Source organism: Candidatus Eremiobacteraceae bacterium, from assembly GCA_035314825.1.
Taxonomy (GTDB): domain Bacteria; phylum Vulcanimicrobiota; class Vulcanimicrobiia; order Eremiobacterales; family Eremiobacteraceae; genus JAFAHD01.
In genome coordinates, this window is sequence record DATFYX010000085.1 from 1 (window position 1) to 17384 (window position 17384).

Here is a 17384-nt window from a genome sequence, read left to right on the forward strand (position 1 = left end):
CCGGTGATCGCCGCGAAGTTGGCCATCGTCGTGTTGAGGTTCTTGGCCGTGTCGGAGAGCGCATCGACGAGCTGCTGGATGCGCTGCGAGTTGTTGCCCACCAGCGCATTGAGGTTGCCGGTGAGATCGACGATGTTGTTGCCGCTGAGGTTGATCACGCGATTGAGCTGGGCCATCGTGACGTTGAGCGATGCGGAGAACGCCGTGAAGTTCGCGTCAGCGTTCGTGATGAGATGATCGGTGTGCGCGGCGACGTCGTTGAAGCGATGCGCGATCTGCGGCATCTCGACGTTGAGCATCGCGATGGTCTTCTCCAGGCTCTTGAGCTGGACTTGGCTCTCGCTCACGAGATCGCCGATCGTCGGCGGCAGCACGCCCCAGGGCGCGTCGTCCGGATTTTCCGGGATGCCCGCTTGCAGCACGGTGGCATGCGCGAGGTCGAGCGGCGGTTTGATGGACAGCGTCGATTGCCCGGTGAGCGTGCTCTCGACGGTGAACGTCGATTCGCGGTAGATGCGCGCGCCTTTGTTGATCGCGGCTTCGGCGAGCACGGTCTGGTCCGGCAAGAGCCGGATGCGGGTGACGTCGCCGACGGCGACGCCGGAGACGACGACCGAGGCGCCCTCTTGCAAGCCACCGACATCTTTGAAGTGGATCGCGATCGGATAGCCGCGCGCGCGCTGACCGATGTCGCTGATGTACACGAATACGAGAAATGCGGCCACCAGGCCGAGCAGCGTGAAGATGCCGACCCGGATCTGCTGCGCTGATGGGCTTGCGCCGCGCTGGCTAGAGCGGGATCGGGCCAAGTTCGCTCCCCTGTAGGAACTGCTGGACGATCGGGTTGGGCGAGCGCCGGATCTCGTTGACCGTACCCGACTCGATGATCGTGCCTTCGAACAGCATCGCGACCGTGTCCGAGAGCGCGTAGATCGAACGCAGGTCGTGCGAGACCACCACCGAGGTGGCCTTGAGGCGCTCCTGGATGCTCTTGATCGTGGTGACGATGATGTGCGTCATGATCGGATCCAGCCCCGAAGTCGGCTCGTCGAAGAGGATGATTTCCGGGTCATTCACGATTGCGCGCGCGAACCCCGCCCGTTTTTGCATGCCCCCGGACAGCTCGCCGGGCAGGCTGTTCTCCACATCTGACAGGCCGAGGGCCTCAAGCGTTTCGGACACCCGGCGGTCGATCTCGGCCTTGGTCATGCGGGTGTGCTCCCACAGCGGATAGGCCACGTTTTCGGCGATGGTCATCGAGTCGAACAGAGCGGAGTACTGGAACGCGAACCCCATCTTCTTGCGCATCTCGATCAGCTCGTGTTCGTTCCAGCCGGTGATGTTCTCGCCGTCGATGTAGACCGCGCCCGCATCCGCGTGCCGCAAACCGTTGATGACGCGCAAAATGGTGGACTTGCCGGCCCCGGACAGTCCGATGATGCCGGTCACCTGGCCGCGCTTGCAGTCGACCGAGCAATCCGACAGCACGATCTTCTCATCGTACTTGAGCGCGACGCGGTCGAGCCGAATGGCGATATCGTCGGCCGGCAGCGGCGGCCCGGCGAACAGGCCTTGCGCGAGATTGAGCCCGCTCATCGCAGTTCCATCATCGGAAGAGCACGTACGAGAGCCCGAAGTTGAACGCGAAGGTGAGAATCACGGCGGTGACCACCGCATTCGTCGTGGCCCGCCCCACTCCGTCGGCGCCGCCTTCCGCGCGAAAGCCCTCGTAGCAGGCGATGATCGCCACGATCGCGCCGAAGACCGCCGCCTTGATAAGGCCGTTGTAGAAATCGCTCGGGTCGGTCCCACGTTGGACCGAGTGGAAATACGTGTATTGCGGAATGCCGGCGACCCAGTGCGCCATGTAGTAGCCGGCGCTGATGCCGATGATGTCGGCGAAGACGGTCAGCAGCGGCACCGTAAAGATGCACGCGATGAGGCGCGGTGTGACCAGCACTTTCACGGGGCTCACACCCATCGATTGAAACGCTTCGATCTGCTCGGTGACTTTCATCGCCCCGAGCGAGGCCGCGATGGCCGCGCCGGCTCGGCCTGCGAAGACAACGGCGGTGAGCAGTGGACCGAGTTCGCGGAACGTGCCGTAGGCGACGCTGCTGCCGACGTATTCGGTGAAACCGTTCTGGACGGCGGCCTTGGCCGTCTCCAATGAGATGACCGCGCCGGTGAACAGCGACGTCAGCACGATGATCGGCCAGGACTCCACGCCGAGGAAGTACGCCTGGCGCAACACTTCGCTCGGCCGTATCTGCAGCGTCACGGCATAGCGCAGCGCGTCGCCGAGCATCATGGTGACGCCGCCGGCATATCCGAAGAAGCGATAGAACGGATCGAGGATGACGCGCTGGATCATTGCGCGAGGCCGCGGTTGACCGATTCGTCGAGCAGATCGAGCACGCGCTTTGCCGCGCTTTGCCTGCGCTGCGCGACCGCGCGCTCAGCTTGCAAATTGTACTGGCGCTGATACAGGTCGTCGAGCTTGCGGTCGATCTGCGCGAGGTGCTCCTGTGATTCGTCCGCCATATCGCCGAAATACTTGGCGGCGGCGCGAGCGAGCGCCTCGATTGCCGCGGGCCCTTCGCCGCGGCGCACGCGTTCGCGTGCTTTTGTGAGCGCGCGGTCGGTGATGTGGAATTCGTCGATCAGCGCGAGCAGGCCGTCGAGGTCGCTCACGATGCGGCCTTGGCGCTCTTGCCGAACGCCGGCAATTCGAACGGTTTGAGGACGTCGCGCTGGCTCTCGATGAGCGCCGTCACGCCTTTGCCCGCGAGCGCGAGCAGACGATCCAGCTCCGCGCGGGCGAACGGCATGCCCTCGCCGGTCCCTTGGATCTCGACGAATCTGCCATCGCCCGTCATCGCCACGTTCATGTCCACTTGCGCCCGCGCATCTTCTTCATAACACAGGTCGAGCATCGGGCGGCCGTCCACCAACCCGACGGATGTGGCGGCGAGCCAATCGGTCAACGGCCAGCCGCGCAGCTTGTTGGCCTGGCGAAGGTGGACCAGAGCAAGAACGAGGGCCATGAATGCGCCGGTGATCGCCGCGGTGCGCGTCCCGCCGTCGGCTTCGAGGACATCGCAGTCGAGGAGGATCGTGCGCTCACCGAGCGCGCGCAGATCGACGACCGAGCGCAAACTGCGCCCGATGATGCGCTGGATTTCATGCGTGCGCCCGCCGAGCCGACCCTTGACGGCTTCGCGCTGCGTGCGTTCGGCGGTAGAGCGTGGCAAGAGCGCGTACTCTGCCGTCACCCAGCCGGTGCCCTGGCCTTTGAGGAATAGCGGCGCCCGGTCTTCTACCGTGGCCGCGCACAACACGCGCGTATTGCCGATCTCGACCAGCGCCGAACCCTCTGCGAAGCGCAGGTAGTTGAGCGCGACCGTAAAGGGCCGCGGTTGATCGTCTGCTCGTCCGTCGGTGCGCATGAAGACACGGCCAGTATTGGCCGGAACCTTTCGAGTTCCCACCCCTCAGCGAGGTTTGCCTGGCCCCTACGCTCATGCGGCCGGAAGATGGTTGGGGCCAATTGGAGCCCAGATAAGACGGTTTCATCCAAGCGCGGCAGAGCCGGTACCTCGGTGTGTGATAACGACCCTTCACTTCGCGTGGGGTTAATAGGGAATGGGGTCAGAATCGGCCACCCCTCCTGGCGCTATTCGAAACGTCCGGTGGGTCGGCAAACGTCCGGTGGCCTGGTAACCAAAATCGATTTCCAGATCGGTCACCGTACGGTTAACGCGTCCGGGTCTATGGTGATCCAACGGCAATAGGCTGGCTATTTACGGATGTTTTTCCCGGTGCAATGGTCCTGCGTACGCACCACCGTGGGAACGGTGCGAACGTCCGGTGCTGACGCCTAAGGGGCAGTTCCGACCGCCTCAATCTTAGAACTTATTAGGTGACCGGTTGGCGAAAATTGAAGAATCACGCCGGTTCGCTGGGGCAGAAGCCACAAGTAGGTCCTATATTCCACCTGGCCCCATATCTCCAGACCATGAGGACCAATATGCGGCGTTGGCGCGACGTCCGGGTTCGCTCCAGGCCAGCTCTCCCTGAAGTGATGCCGATTCAAGAAAGCGCTGGCCGCTTGCTCAGTTGATCCGATAGGGAGTTCCCGACTAACCATGCTATTTACCACATCGGTGGTCGGATCAAAGCGCGAACTAATCATAGCCGCGAGAATCAGCACCCCACCAAAGGCAATGATAAAGGTCGCAATGCGCCGCTGTGTCTTCATCTGTAGCTGTCCGGTTCAGCATTGGCGCTGTTCTGCGAGTGATAAAACGTCCGGTGCATCAATCGGCGTTACCCGAAAAGCCGCGAACGTCCGGTAATTTGCTCAAACCACTTGTATGTGAAAATTGAGTCCCACTCCGCCTTTAAGCCGCCATTGGCTGTTGAACCTGCTCCCAATAGCAGATTCATGTACTTGAATAGTACGGGTTGTAAACCGTTCATACAAGTTTCCACTTCATTGAATGTTGGTGGTGTAATCGTGAGCCAGCCGCGTTCCTTGTGTGCGATAACCCTATCGGCGAACCTTTTTATTGGCTTGATGATGTCTTTAACCGTCTTCCGATCCTTAAAGATCTCATTTTGCGTAAGAGTCGGTCTACCCGCGAAGACAATGTATCTTAGTTTCTTAGCGTGCCCCATCTTTGTGAGTATGTTGTAGAAGGAGGCGAGGCCATCGCATTCGTCGGGGCTAACATCGACGACGCGCCTAGAAGAATGGCGGCAGCCATCGTTGCAGTAGATAGATGCGCTTTCATGAGTTCACCCTCTTCTGATCAATGGACCCATTTTACGTCGGGGATCGGCTGCATCGCAACCCCTAGGATAGGTTTAGGCCATAAATCTTGGGTCTGCCGCGCGCCGATATCGACGTTATTCGAACCGGCGGACCAGCGGTAACAGAAGATGTTCTCGCTGAGCTAATCGTTTCCAACCATGTCCTCGAACGACGGAGATCATGCTTCAATCACACCGGCTGCGGATTCACGACATTCACTGAGAATGAGCTAAACGCAAAGCTCTCAGCTCTTATCGGCGACGCGTTGCCCGCTCCCATGCGTTTCTTCTCTTACAGGGACCCAGAAGGACGGTGGCCTTCCGAAATCGATTCCACTCATTAAGACCACCCTACCGCGGACCGCTTACGAACATGCTGCCGCGCTCGTAGAAGCGCCAAGGCCGGCCTCGCCCGCGGCTCAAGCCGATTCGGGTAGTCGCTGACACGACGGCGCGGTATTCGGGATCAGACACGCCAAGCCACAACGAAGGATCCTTACACAAGTCCACCCCGTTGTAACGCAAATCGATCGCCATTGCCAGGGCGAGACGTCCTGGGCCACGCGCGAGATCTCGTACTGACGAAGAGCGGCGGCGCTCCTTCATACGGTCGATTCCTTCGAATGGTTCGAGCGCGCGAACTAACACGCCCGCACCGATGCCGAGTCGCTCGCTCGAAACGTTCAGGCAATAATAGATGCCGTATACGAAATACACGTATGCGTGACCGCGTGCCAAATATAGAGGCGCATTTCTTCCCGTTTTACCCCGGAACGCGTGCCCCGCCGCATCGCCGACCGGATAGGCTTCGGTCTCCACAATGCGGCCGCTCGTGCGCTGCCCGCGAAGATCATGCACCAACATTTTTCCGATTAAGAAGCGTGCGAGCTCGATCGTGTCGATCGGTAGATCGGTCCTGCGAAGCCGTCTGATCATCGCGGCTCCATTAGTACGGCTTCCCATCGGTGACAACGAGAGTCTCTCGTTCTGAGTCCATGGCCCTCTAAGTCCCTATCCTCATTTTGAGAGCAGCGTCCACGCCGGAGCGCCTTGCTCCCTAGCCACCCCTGACATAGCAGGCGCCGGACCGCGGTGTCGAAGACTTCGGAGTGGTTGACTCCCACTCTCTGCGTTTGCCGTCCCCTGATACGTTCGTCACGCAATGAACTCTCTCTAAGTGATGCCCGGCCTGCTTTGCCCAACTTCTATAATATAACCGTCAGGATCGCGGATGTAGCAGCGCGTCTCGCCATACTTGTCCTTTGGCTCCGTGATGAACTCGGCGCCCCGATTTCGCCATAGTTCATAGCACGCTTGAATATCCGCAACGCGTATGTTCATAAAGCTGCTGACTGAATCAGGGTTGGCGGGGACGCTGAGCGTTACCGATGGTTTGTCGGGTGTCGGACCGCCCCCGATGTTGACGATGAGCCACGTGTTCGCGATCTGGATGTGCCCGGACGCGCCACTGCTGTCGCCTCTGGTCAGAATGCGACCTCCGAAGACCGCTTCGTAGAATCGAGCCGAACGGTCGATGTCGGCGACGGTGAGAAAATGTGTTACGGTAAATCCCTCGTGCGGCGGCATCTCATAGCTCTTCCGCTCGACTTGTACTTTGTTCATTGACGACCTCCGATTCGGATAGAGAGCATTTATATCAACGTTTGACGCAGCCATCCGCGCAGCACTCCAGCAGCGCATGCGGAGGTGGCGCCGATCGCAAGCCAGAGCGGTGCGAATGCGGGCGTGATTGCCTTTGAGGTTGCTAGAGGCCAGGAGAACTGAAACGCGCTTGCGTTGTGGGAAGCGTACAGAGAGCGGACGGCTTTGGGCAGCTCACCGATGGAGCGCGCCATGCGGATCAGTGCGGCGGGATCGTGAATTCCACCACCGCCCGGTCGAGCGGCAAGTGGATCGCATTCACAAGTTGGATCAGTACTTTGTGCGGCCCCAGCGGAAGCCCGTTGATGATGATCGGCTCGTTGCTGGTATCCAGCCAGCGCCATGGTGCATCGTCAACGGTCACGTGGAGATGCCCAACGCGAGGAGAGATCTCAACCGCCGCGGGTCCGAAGACGGGCGCGTTCCACAGCTTCTCCGCGTAGTATTGGATGACAACCCGCCCGCCTTTGAGCGATTCTGCCAACGGCGGATCGACATGGATCTTGGCGGGCGGTTCGTCGTTGACCGGCTGGATCGCGGCCGGGCCGCGCACATCTCGCACGCTCAACATCGCGGCTACAATCCTTTTGCCGCGCTCGCGATGAAATCGGCCACCTTTTGTGGCTGCGAGAGCATCGGAACGTGACCCGCATCGAGCTCGAGCACGGTCGCGTTGATCCTCTTGGCCATCGCACGCTCGAGACCGGGGTCGATCATTTGATCGCGGCGCCCGACGATGCACCACGATGGCTTTGTCTTCCACGCCGCAGCCGTCACCTTGGCACCTAAACTCGAAGCCGCCAGCGGGCCTTGCGTCGACCACACCACATCCGCTTCGCTCTTTGGCACCTCCGGCACGAAGAATTGCTCGACACCCGCTTGCGACAGCCAGAGGAATCCATTCGATGCGCTGATCGATTTCAATCCCGGCGGAGCTGGGTACCCTTGTCCGAGATCGTTGGCTGATTGCCCGACGTCGGGCGAAAAGGCGTCGACGTACATCAAGCCGACCACCTTCGGATTGGTGCCCGCTTGCGTGATCACCATGCCGCCCCAGGAATGGCCGACGAGCAGCACGGGACCGTTTTGCAGATCGAGGACGCGCTTCGTGGCGGCGACGTCGTCGTCAAGCGACGTCAACGGGTTTTGCACCGCGGTGACTGTGTAGCCCTGCGCTTGCAGCAGCGGAATGACTTTGGCAAAGCTCGAGCCATCCGCCCACGCGCCGTGGACGATGACGATGTTCTTCACGCCTCCAGCGGCGCGCGCGGGCGGATCCGCTGCGGCAAACGCAACCGCGACTAGCGCAAACCACGTGAGTGCAGAGATTCGTACCGGCATTCCGCTATCTCCTCAAGTCGGAAGAAGTATATCTCCATGGCGTTCTTTCGCCAGCGGTGGTGCACCCCGGATGATGAGCCGCTGGAAGTGCGTTGAGGCCACGTGCGCGTCGAGAGCCGCTAGATCCCTATAGACTTCCCAGAGCGCGAACTGATTCGGGACGCTCGCGGTTTCGTGCGACGTCGAAGGCGACGACGCCTTCTTCAACGCGCGAGGCATCGCGCGGTGCAGCCGGTAAATCAACCGTAAACAACCAGTAGACCAGGTGCATAAGCACGTTAACCGGACGTTTGCGCGGTCGCCAATTGGACCGGACGTTTCACGACATGGGCACGATCGGGAGGGGGGAAGCGCGGGACTGGTTTGCTGCTTATACCACCTTGGGTTTAGATCCAACAAGTTCAACGCCAGCAATCGTGAAGACCCGCTTCAAGGAGCTGGCGCTTGAGCGGCACCCGGACAGACTGGGGCTGCCGCCCGGCAGCGCTGCGTATCAGAAAGCAAACGATGGGTTCCGCCCAATCCTCGAAGCCTTCCAACTACTACGGGAGGCCAACTATCCGGTCTTGCGGCTTCCTTCCGGGAATCGCTTCGAAGGAACCGCCATACCGACGCCTAGACCCCGTGCCCCGACGGAGGGCGTATTTGATAGCCGCGAGTGGCGCAGCCATACCTGGTGGATCCCACAACCTGACCCGATCGGTGATCCGTTCATCGACGATTTCCTTTCAGAGGTCGATAGAGGAGCACCGGGGGATTATAGTCATTTCCTACTTAGCTTCAGCGCACGACTGGTCTTTACACTAGCCATCTGCGCGGTTAGCGCCAGCTGTTCCCTGCTTTTTTTCACAGCGCAACCGCCCACAAGGGACCTATGGGGATGGGCGGTCATTGGGCTAGTAATCGCCACCCTGTCCCTGATATATGCTGCTCGATTGTTGAGGCGCTTCGTTCCAGAGACCCGCCGCTTGTGGCGCGTGGATCGGCGAAGCGTCGAAATGCAGCTGAAAAACCTAGCCATTGTTCTACTTCTAGTAGCCGTCGTGGTGGCACTGTTCGTGATCGTCCGCTTGCCGCGGTACTGAGATTCTCACGCGCCAAGCGGAGCGGTACTTGACCGGACGTTCTCACCACTCGCACCGTGCGTAGCCGCCACTCTATTACATGGCAAAAACAACCGCACGGTGAACGTCCGGTCTGCCCCAGGATCCGCCGTAATCTACTGGTGATTTACGGTGTCCAGACGCGGTACGATCCCATTATCGCTGCAAATCACCGGACGTTCGCGGAGGCCCGTAATGGCACCGGACGTTTGGCGAACGCACAATAGCGCCAACCAGGGGTGGCTGATTCCTGGGGTGTTGGTGGTTTGCTTTCGTGAGAATATCGCGTGAAGTGCCAGCAGCAACCCCTCCGGAGACATGAACAGAGCGACCCGGTATTTACTTATGATGTCCACGTCGTGTCTGGCTCCAAACCCGCCGGGCTTTGTGTCGGTAACCGATTCGTGCACGAAATCGATTCGACCAGCGCTCGTCGGGTCGCGAGCACGTCAGCCGTACATCCTCCGGTAGTTGGAAAGAAAAACGAGGGCTCCAAGCATCAAGGCAAGCCCGCCCAGGCCGAAAATAGCCTCCCACTCTGCTCCGAGTTGGTGTCGAAACGAAGCACCGAACGAAGAAACCAAGGCCCCAAGACAGAAGGCCCACCACAGCCACCAGGAACGTTTGACGGGTTCGGGTCGGGGCGTCGTAAGTATGTATACGGCAAACGCCGCCAATGCAAACGCCAATACCCCGAAGACTAGTGAAACGAGCATTTGCTGCGGCTTCCGAAGGTCCGCTAAGGCGACCTGCTAGCGTCCGGACCCGCCGGACGTTGCGAGGGCCACCGGACGTTCGGATTAGCGCCATGTGGGGGTGGCCGATTGTTGGGGTATTCCTTATTAACCCCTTCACTTCGCGTGGGGATACTACACTAGCGCCGCAATCTTCCGGTTCTGACCTCGGCATACCGAAGCGTACGAGGGGTCGTCAGTCAAGGGCTCTTGGTGCAGTTCCCGTCAGCGCTTCTGATATCGGAATTCCACACAGATCCTGAAAGCGCCGAATCATTTCTTGCAAGTTAGACATCGCTGACGGCGTGCGCTGGTCCTCGGCGATCATCTGAAAGGCAGATTGCGCATCACCTCTTACAAATGCTGTGTTAAGAAGCTCATTAGCGAAACTTCGAGGGTCTTCGCTCACCCGAGAGCTAGCGCACCCAGTAAGCGCGAGTATAGCGCCAATGAGAACTGCAATCCTAATCACTTAGTTTCAACTCCCGGTGGCGCCGCCTTGGATTTCATGGACAGGAGTTGTCGATCACCTGCGCCGCGTGCTGCCGGAAAAATCTCTTGGTTACCTGTGCCATCTTCTTCGCGTTCTCGGACCCCTTGCGGAATTCTTCAGGTACCCGTTCCATACTCATGTGTTTGTTGGCTAGTTGCGGCCTGTCACTCCACCGTGACGGTTTTCGCGAGGTTGCGCGGCTGATCGACGTCGCAGCCTTTGCGGTCGGCGACATGGTACGCGAATAGCTGCAGCGGCACGACGTTGACAATCGGCGCGATCAGATGGTGCGTCTGCGGCACGCGCAATATGACGTCGGCGATCTCCAACACAGCATCGTCGCCAGGATTAGCGACCGCGATGATGCGGCTCTCACGCGCCTTGGCCTCAGAAAGATTGCTGAGCACCTTCTCCTCGATCGGACTTCTGGTGGCGATGCCGACGACCGGCACGGCTTCGTCGAGCAGCGCGATCGGCCCGTGCTTCATCTCGCCGGCCGCGTAGCCCTCAGCATGGATGTATGAGATCTCTTTGAGCTTGAGGGCGCCCTCGAGCGCGATCGGATAGTTGACGTGACGCCCCAAGAACAGGACCGTTTTGGACTTCGCATAGCGGCGCGCGACCGGCAGGATCTCCTCGTCGCTGTTGAGCGCCTGATCGACGAGCGCCGGCACGTCGCGTAGAGCAGTGATGATCTCGCGCAGCTCTGCCGGATCCATCGAGCCTCTGATCTGCGCCAAATGAAGCGCGAAGAGCGCAATGGCCGCGCATTGTGCGGTGAAGGTCTTACTCGCGGCGACGCCGATCTCTGGCCCGGCGTGCGTGTACAGCGTCGCGTCAGCATGGCGCGACAGCGCTGACCCGACGCGGTTGCAGACGCCGAGCAGGGTCGCGCCTCCGGCCTTCGCGACCTTGACGGCCTCCAAGACATCCGCGGTCTCGCCGCTCTGGGAGATCGCGATCGCAAGTGTGCCTCCTTCGACGACGGGATGCGAGTAACGGAATTCGGAGGCCAGCTCCAGTTCGACCGGCAGCCGCGCGAGCTCGCGGATCAGATACATGCCGTACATCGCCGCGTAGTAGGCTGAGCCGCATGCAAACATCGTCACTTTTTCGACCTTGCGCAACTGCTCGTCCGCCAATTTCGCATCGGAAAGATCGATGCTGCCATCATCGCGGATGCGTCCGGCCAGCGTGTCGCGCACGGCCTTGGGCTGCTCGTAGATCTCCTTGAGCATGAAATGCTTGAAGCCGCCCTTTTCGGCGGCGCGCACGTCCCAGGCGATGCGGGTGACCTCGCGCTCGACCGGCTCGCCGGCGAAGGTCGAGATCTCCGCCCCTTCGCGCGTGACGACGACGACTTCGCCCTCGTGGATCACCAGCTGCTTGCGCGTGTACTCCATGATTGCGGGCGTGTCGGAGGCGACGAAGGTCTCGCCTTGGCCGAGACCGACCACGAGCGGCGACGCGCCGTTGCGCGCGAACACGATCTCGTCGGGGGCGTCGGACGAGAGCACGCCCAGCGCGTATGCGCCGTGCACCTCACCGAGCACGGAGCGGACGGCCGCCGCCAAGTCGCCTTGGTAGCGCTCTTCGATCAGATGCGCGACGACTTCCGTGTCGGTATCGCTGGCAAACGTGTGACCGCGACTTAGAAGCGCGGTGCGTAAGGGCGCGTAATTCTCGATGATGCCATTATGGATGACGGCGATGCGCCCGCTGCAGTCCAGGTGCGGGTGGGCGTTGCTGTCGCTGGGGCGGCCGTGCGTCGCCCAGCGCGTGTGGCCGATGCCGACCGAGCCTTTGAGCGGATGCTGTTTGAGCGCTTCCTCTAAGTTGGCGAGTTTGCCGACGCGTTTCTCGCCGACGACTACGCCACCGTCGATCATGGCTATGCCGGCGGAATCGTAGCCACGGTATTCAAGGCGATGCAAGCCTTCCATGAGCACGCCGACGACGTTGCGTGGCCCGATGTATCCGACGATGCCGCACATTGGTTATCGTTCCTCACCCAAGCTCGTTCGAGCGCCAGACTTTGAGAGCTTCTGCCGTCAAGATGGCGCGCAACTGCGCCACCGCGACGTCGAACTCGTCATTGACGATCAAGTAATCGTAGTCTTTGATAGCCTTCGCCTCGAGCCGGGCGGTTTCCAGCCGGGCGGCGATGTCGCCCGGGCCATCGGCGTTGCGGACCTCCAGGCGGCGCTGCAGTTCGTCCTCGGAGCGGACGGTGAGGAAGACCAACACGGCGTCGGGATACAACTGCTTGATGCGCATGGCGCCGTTCACTTCGGGCTTCATCACGAGATCGCGACCGGAACGCAGCGTCTCGTCGACGAACGCCTTGGGCGTGCCGTACAGATTGCCCGCATACTCGCGCGTTTCGAGGAACTCGTCGTTCTTGGCCATCTTCTCGAACTGCTCGCGCGGGACGAAATGGTAGTGCACGCCTTCGAGCTCGCCTGGTCGCGGAGCGCGCGTCGTGGTCGACACGCAGTAGCCGACCTCGGGCTCAAGCGTGCGCAAGGCAGCGATGACGCTGTCCTTGCCCGAGCCCGACGGGCCCGAGACGATCAACAACACCGGCTTGCGGCTGGACGTGTCAGCGATCTCCTTCATGACGCTCGATAGCTGGCTGGTCGCGCGGCTCGCGCGCGAGCTGGACGGCATGCTGGCCGGCGCTCGCGTGACCGATCTGCGCACGGTCGAGCGGGGCCTCTCGCTCGCGTGCTATCGCCGGCGCGCGCACCTCGAGCTGCGGGCGGCCTTCGACCCAGATCACCCGCTGGCGGCAGCGATCGAGCGACGCGATCAGACAAACGAAAGCGGTCCTGGCGGTTGGGCCGGCGGCGTCGCCCCGCTGCTGCGCGGGAGCGTCGTCGAGGCCGTCCAAGCCGTACCTGATGACCGCATACTCAACGTCGACACGAGTTCCCGGTCAGCGTTCGGCGTGCCTGCGAAACATCGTCTTGTGCTCGAGCTCGAGCCCCGTAAACCAAATGCGCTCGTCCTGCGCCCGATCGGCGCCGGCGGCTGGTCCATCCTCGCGGCTGCTCGCCAATTCGCGTCCGATGGTGCGTCGCGCGCCATCGTCGTGGGCGAGCCGTATGCGCCGCCACCAGCGCGCGTAACTGCGTGCGATCGTGCGACGTTGCTGGAGCGGGTCGCGGCGGCGCTTGCTTCTCCTGAGCCGCAATTGCGTGCGATCGTCCGGCTGATGGGAGAATTTGATCCGGCATGCACGCCTCCGCTTGCGCGCAGCCTGATCGCGGAGCTGGACCTTGCGCCGACCGTGGGCGTGAAGGCGGGCGAGCTGCTGCTCGAGCGCTGGACGACGATGCGCGAGCAGGTGGCTCGCGCCGCGACGGATCTTGAGTCGCCGCTGTACGTCTATCGTCGCGGCGGCCAGGTCGTAGCCTGCCATCTCGTGCCGCTGCGTTGGCCCGAGGGCGATATGAGCCGCGCGGCAAGCCTCGACGAGCTGTGCGCGGCTGAGATCGAGCGCGGCGAGCGGGCGCGCATCGCGCCGGCGAGCGCTTCGCTGCGCAAACGGCTCGAGCGCATGCTCAAGCGCTGTGACGAGGAAATGGAAAGCTTGCGCGCTGCACAACAGCGGGGCGTCGCGGCGGAGGACCTGCGCGCGAGCGGCGATGCGATCTACGCCAACCTCAGCGCGGTCGCTCCCGAGGCGTCCGTGCTCGTCGCCCCGGACGGCACGAGGATAGCGCTGAACCCGCTGCTGACCGCCAAGCAGAACGCCGCTGAGTATTTCAAACGCTACAAGAAGGCGCGCAGCGGGTTGCCTAGGGTCGCCGCACGGTTGGAACGCATAGGGGCGATGAAACCCTATTGGGAGCACCTGCTGTGGGAGCTGGACCGTGCCGACGCGGATCCTTCGCTGCGCGCGACGACCTATGACGAGGTTGCGGCGGCGATCCCACCTCGCGTAGCAGCGCGTTCTGCGAGCGCGCGCGGAAAGCAAAAAGGCGCGCTCCGAGAGCGCGCTACTACATACGTGGAGTTAGGCGACGGGGCGGTCGCGTTTGTCGGGCGATCGCCCAGGGACAACGAGCGGCTCACCTTCTCGGTTGCGCGGCCGGAGGATCTGTGGTTCCACGCCCGCGGCATACCAGGGGCGCACGTCATCCTCAAACTCGCACACGCGGGAGAGACGCCGACCGATGAGCAGATCGCCCGCGCAGCGGCGCTCGCCGCCGGAGCGAGCCGCGCGGCGGACGCCGCGAAAGTCGACGTGGACTACACGCAGCGCAAACACGTGCGCCGTCAGGGCAAAGGCGCGACCGGGTTGGTCTGGTACACCGACTTCAAGACGATTCTGGTGACGCCCGAGCGGCGATGAACATCGCGTCGCCGAACGAGTAGAAACGGTAGCGTTCGCGCACCGCTTCCGCGTATGCATCCAGTGTCGCGCCGGTGCCGGCGAACGCGCAGACGAGCATGAGCAACGTCGAGCGGGGCAGATGGAAATTGGTGATCAGCGCATCGACGATGCGGAATCGAAAGCCAGGATAGATTAAAAGGTCCGTCCAGCGTGACCCCGCCGCGACGCTCCCATCCGCGCTGTGCGAGGCGGCATCTTCAAGACTGCGCACGCTCGTCGTGCCGACCGCGATGACGCGGCCACCCTTGGCCTTCGTACGGGCTATCGCGTCTGCCGTTTCAGCCGGTATCGAATAGCGTTCGGCGTGCATCGGATGCTCGCGGATGTCCGCGGCCTTCACCGGCCGAAACGTGCCCGCACCGACATCCAGCGTCACGGCCGCCCAGTCCGCACCGCGCTCGCGCAGCGCGGCGATGAGCTCGGGGGTGAAGTGCAATCCGGCGGTGGGCGCGGCGACCGAGCCCGCGTGCGTGGCGTAGACCGTCTGGTAGCGCTCGCCCGCATCGGGCGGCGGCGCGGTGATGTACGGCGGGAGCGGCACGAGGCCGTAGCGCTCCATCGCACCGTCGGCGTCGATGCCGTAAAAACGCACGATGCGAGTGCCGGACTCGGTGCGCCCGGTGATCTCGATGCCGTGCTGCGGACTCAAGCTCAAGCGATCGCCGACGCGCACGCGCTGGCCCGGGCGGGCGAGCGCCTCCCACGTGTCGTCGGCGTTCGCGGTCGGGTGCAGCAACAGGACTTCGGCTTTGCCGCCGCCGCGCCGCTGCGGCCGAAAACGCGCGCGCATGACGCGCGTGTCGTTGACGACGAACAGATCGGAGGGCCTGACGAGCGCCGGGAGATCGCTAAAACGGCGGTGGGCGACAGCGGCGCCGTCTATCACGAGAAGCCGCGACTCATCGCGCCGTCCAGCCGGGGATTGCGCGATGAGCTCGCTGGGCAATTCGTAGTCGTAGCGCCTAGTCTCGAAGAGCGCGCTGTTCGGTTCGGCGCGAGACACTCCGTGCCTAGAAGTCGTCGTCCGGCGGAACGTTCGAGGGTCCGGCGGCCTTGGCCAGCTCGGCTGCGGTCCAGCCAGGTGTCGGGATGTACGCGTAGGGCGTGGGGGATTGCGAGAAATTGAAGCAATCCGCCAAGTTGTCGGCGCGCTCATCGGCGTAGCCGAGCGTGCCGAGCCCGAAGTTCGTCTCGATGAAGTGCAAGATGCTCGCTTGCTCGTGCTGCACGTGCGAAACGTATGCGAGTTTCGCGTACGGAGAGACGACGATCAACGGCACGCGGAAGCCTACTTCATACTTGTTGTAGATGACCGGCTTGACGTGATCGAACCAGCCTCCCCAGTCGTCCCAGGTGATGAAGATCGCGGTGCTTCCCCAGTACTTGCTCTTGCCGACCGCGTTGACGATGGACGCGACCCACGCCGGTCCGGAGCCGTTGTTCGAGACCGCGTGATCGGACTCGGCTGGAGATGGGATCACCCACGAGACTTGTGCCAGCGTGCCGGCTTTGATGTCCGTGAGTATAGTCGTCTCCGGAACGATGACGTTCTTCCACTGCGGTCCGAAGCGCATGTGCTTGATCGCATCGGGTCCCGACCAGTAGCCGCCGCTGACCGAGTTGTAGTAGCGCCACGAAATGCTCTTGGCGTCGAGCAGATCCATGATCGTCGGGTGCTCGAAGCATGGCGGCCGCGTCGCGGTCTCAGCCCCGGTCGTCGGGTCGATCATCGTGACTTTGTTCAGTGGCGATCCGCCGCAATTAGCGCCCGTCACCCACGTGCCGGTGTGATAGAAGAGGTTCTCGGCGGCAAGCAGCGGGCTGCCGACTTTGTCCGTCGACGTGCCGGCGATGATGAACTGGTGCGCGGGGAAACTCGGGCCTTGATTGTCTTGGAACGTCTTATCGCCGAACGTGTACGTGGAGGCCATCGTGAAATACGGTTTGGTCTCTGATTTGGGCACATACGCGAAGGCGGTGAGGGGCTTGCACGTTCCAGCGCAGGTCATCTTCTCGAGGTCCCAACCGTTCATCGCGCCGCCGGCGTACTCGGTCAGGAAACCGGCATGACTGTGGTCGAGATCGTAATGGCCGGCCAGCGGCCTTGGTACCAGGGTCACCGTGACGCCCTTCGAGTTCAGGCCGCTGCTCGCGATGTCGGCGCCTGGAAGACCCTGGAACAGATTGTCCGGAGTGCGGTTCTCCTGGACGATGACGATGACGTGCTGGATTTTTTGCGCGGGAAACGTGGGGACCGGACGTCCGTGACAGGGGCCGTCACATTGGTACACGTTGGGGGGAGAGGCATTGGTCGCCGATGGCACGGCTTGCGAGAATCCGAACATCACGACCAAAGCTGATGCAATGAAGCGAAAGACTCTTGGCATAGAGGCCTTCCTTTGCGGCGTTAAAACGATGGTCACACAGGTCTTCGCCACAGGATCTCCTCTCCCTCGGCGGGAGCCACGCCTGCCCCGGCACGCTTGAATCCGTTCCGCTCAAGCACGCGGTGAGACGCTAGGTTATTCGCCGCCGTCACTGCGATCAGCGTGCGTATCGCCTGGTCGCTGCGCGCTGCCGAGATGACGGCTCCGACTGCTGCGCTCGCATATCCGCGTCGTCGACGGCTTTCCGCCACGCTGTAGCCGATCTCGACCTCGCCATCAACGGATGGGGGCGCCTTGAAGCCGCATAGTCCCACGACCTCGCCATTTGCGACCATCATCCACTGGCCGCCGGCGTAGCCGCCGCGATGCAAGTCCGCAGCCATGCGGCGGATGTGCGCCACGACGTACGCATCTTCGACGCCGCCGGGCGGCGACTGGAGCCCCGGG

Annotated in this window: 15 protein-coding genes; 1 reads left to right on the forward strand and 14 read right to left on the reverse strand. The window is 62.1% G+C overall.

Annotated elements, in window-relative coordinates; all coding sequences use genetic code 11:
- The 11 genes from VKF82_12065 to gmk all read right to left on the reverse strand — a co-directional run.
- On the reverse strand, positions 1-809 hold an 809-nt coding region (locus VKF82_12065; GenBank protein ID HME82789.1), incomplete at its 3' end, for an MlaD family protein.
- Positions 790-1596, reverse strand: coding sequence for an ATP-binding cassette domain-containing protein (locus tag VKF82_12070; protein ID HME82790.1), 807 nt, complete (start codon positions 1594-1596; stop codon positions 790-792). The genes VKF82_12065 and VKF82_12070, both read right to left, overlap by 20 nt.
- 10 nt (positions 1597-1606) lie before the next feature.
- Positions 1607-2374 carry an ABC transporter permease gene (locus tag VKF82_12075; protein ID HME82791.1) on the reverse strand — a complete coding sequence of 256 codons (768 nt, stop codon included), beginning with the start codon at positions 2372-2374 and terminating at the stop codon, positions 1607-1609.
- Positions 2371-2694, reverse strand: a complete 324-nt coding sequence (locus tag VKF82_12080; GenBank protein HME82792.1) for a hypothetical protein — start codon at positions 2692-2694, stop codon at positions 2371-2373. The genes VKF82_12075 and VKF82_12080 overlap by 4 nt, the downstream gene beginning before the upstream one ends.
- Positions 2691-3449 (reverse strand): ribonuclease PH, encoded by a 759-nt coding sequence (gene rph, locus VKF82_12085; protein ID HME82793.1) that lies wholly within the window; start codon positions 3447-3449, stop codon positions 2691-2693. Before rph ends, VKF82_12080 begins: the two co-directional genes overlap by 4 nt.
- A gap of 1717 nt (positions 3450-5166) precedes the next feature.
- Positions 5167-5751: a DNA-3-methyladenine glycosylase gene (locus tag VKF82_12090; protein HME82794.1), complete on the reverse strand. Its 585-nt coding sequence runs from the start codon at positions 5749-5751 to the stop codon at positions 5167-5169.
- Positions 5752-5988: 237 nt separating this feature from the next.
- Positions 5989-6438: a VOC family protein gene (locus VKF82_12095; GenBank protein HME82795.1), complete on the reverse strand. Its 450-nt coding sequence runs from the start codon at positions 6436-6438 to the stop codon at positions 5989-5991.
- Positions 6439-6676: 238 nt separating this feature from the next.
- Complete coding sequence (locus tag VKF82_12100; protein ID HME82796.1) at positions 6677-7048, reverse strand: DUF6130 family protein; 372 nt, start codon at positions 7046-7048, stop codon at positions 6677-6679.
- 5 nt (positions 7049-7053) lie between these two features.
- A complete protein-coding gene (locus VKF82_12105; protein ID HME82797.1) occupies positions 7054-7818 on the reverse strand; it encodes an alpha/beta hydrolase in 765 nt (254 codons plus the stop codon).
- A 2494-nt stretch (positions 7819-10312) separates the two neighbouring features.
- Positions 10313-12142, reverse strand: coding sequence for a glutamine--fructose-6-phosphate transaminase (isomerizing) (gene glmS / locus VKF82_12110; GenBank protein ID HME82798.1), 1830 nt, complete (start codon positions 12140-12142; stop codon positions 10313-10315).
- Between the two features lie 13 nt (positions 12143-12155).
- The gene (gene gmk / locus VKF82_12115) at positions 12156-12767 is read right to left on the reverse strand and encodes a guanylate kinase (GenBank protein ID HME82799.1); all 612 of its coding nucleotides are present in this window, start codon (positions 12765-12767) and stop codon (positions 12156-12158) included.
- On the opposite strand from gmk, the gene VKF82_12120 reads away from it, so the two are divergent.
- Positions 12766-14508 (forward strand): NFACT RNA binding domain-containing protein, encoded by a 1743-nt coding sequence (locus VKF82_12120; protein ID HME82800.1) that lies wholly within the window; start codon positions 12766-12768, stop codon positions 14506-14508. The two genes, gmk and VKF82_12120, sit on opposite strands and share 2 nt — an antisense overlap.
- Here the strand turns inward: VKF82_12120 and queA are convergent.
- The 3 genes from queA to VKF82_12135 form a co-directional block, all read right to left on the reverse strand.
- Positions 14474-15553, reverse strand: coding sequence for a tRNA preQ1(34) S-adenosylmethionine ribosyltransferase-isomerase QueA (gene queA / locus VKF82_12125; GenBank protein HME82801.1), 1080 nt, complete (start codon positions 15551-15553; stop codon positions 14474-14476). The genes VKF82_12120 and queA overlap by 35 nt on opposite strands.
- Positions 15554-15560: 7 nt before the next feature.
- Positions 15561-16937 (reverse strand): alkaline phosphatase family protein, encoded by a 1377-nt coding sequence (locus tag VKF82_12130; protein HME82802.1) that lies wholly within the window; start codon positions 16935-16937, stop codon positions 15561-15563.
- A 32-nt stretch (positions 16938-16969) separates the two neighbouring features.
- The coding region (locus tag VKF82_12135; protein ID HME82803.1) for a GNAT family N-acetyltransferase at positions 16970-17384 on the reverse strand (415 nt) is incomplete at its 5' end.

Bases quoted from the DNA above. Each gene is read 5' to 3' on its own strand.
- VKF82_12105 (HME82797.1), bottom strand. From the start codon at position 7,818: ATGCCGGTACGAATCTCTGCACTCACGTGGTTTGCGCTAGTCGCGGTT.
- gmk (HME82799.1), bottom strand. From the start codon at position 12,767: ATGAAGGAGATCGCTGACACGTCCAGCCGCAAGCCGGTGTTGTTGATC.
- VKF82_12070 (HME82790.1), bottom strand. From the start codon at position 1,596: ATGAGCGGGCTCAATCTCGCGCAAGGCCTGTTCGCCGGGCCGCCGCTG.
- glmS (HME82798.1), bottom strand. From the start codon at position 12,142: ATGTGCGGCATCGTCGGATACATCGGGCCACGCAACGTCGTCGGCGTG.
- VKF82_12130 (HME82802.1), bottom strand. From the start codon at position 16,937: ATGCCAAGAGTCTTTCGCTTCATTGCATCAGCTTTGGTCGTGATGTTC.
- VKF82_12100 (HME82796.1), bottom strand. From the start codon at position 7,048: ATGTTGAGCGTGCGAGATGTGCGCGGCCCGGCCGCGATCCAGCCGGTC.
- VKF82_12090 (HME82794.1), bottom strand. From the start codon at position 5,751: ATGATCAGACGGCTTCGCAGGACCGATCTACCGATCGACACGATCGAG.
- rph (HME82793.1), bottom strand. From the start codon at position 3,449: ATGCGCACCGACGGACGAGCAGACGATCAACCGCGGCCCTTTACGGTC.
- VKF82_12075 (HME82791.1), bottom strand. From the start codon at position 2,374: ATGATCCAGCGCGTCATCCTCGATCCGTTCTATCGCTTCTTCGGATAT.
- VKF82_12120 (HME82800.1), top strand. From the start codon at position 12,766: ATGACGCTCGATAGCTGGCTGGTCGCGCGGCTCGCGCGCGAGCTGGAC.
- VKF82_12095 (HME82795.1), bottom strand. From the start codon at position 6,438: ATGAACAAAGTACAAGTCGAGCGGAAGAGCTATGAGATGCCGCCGCAC.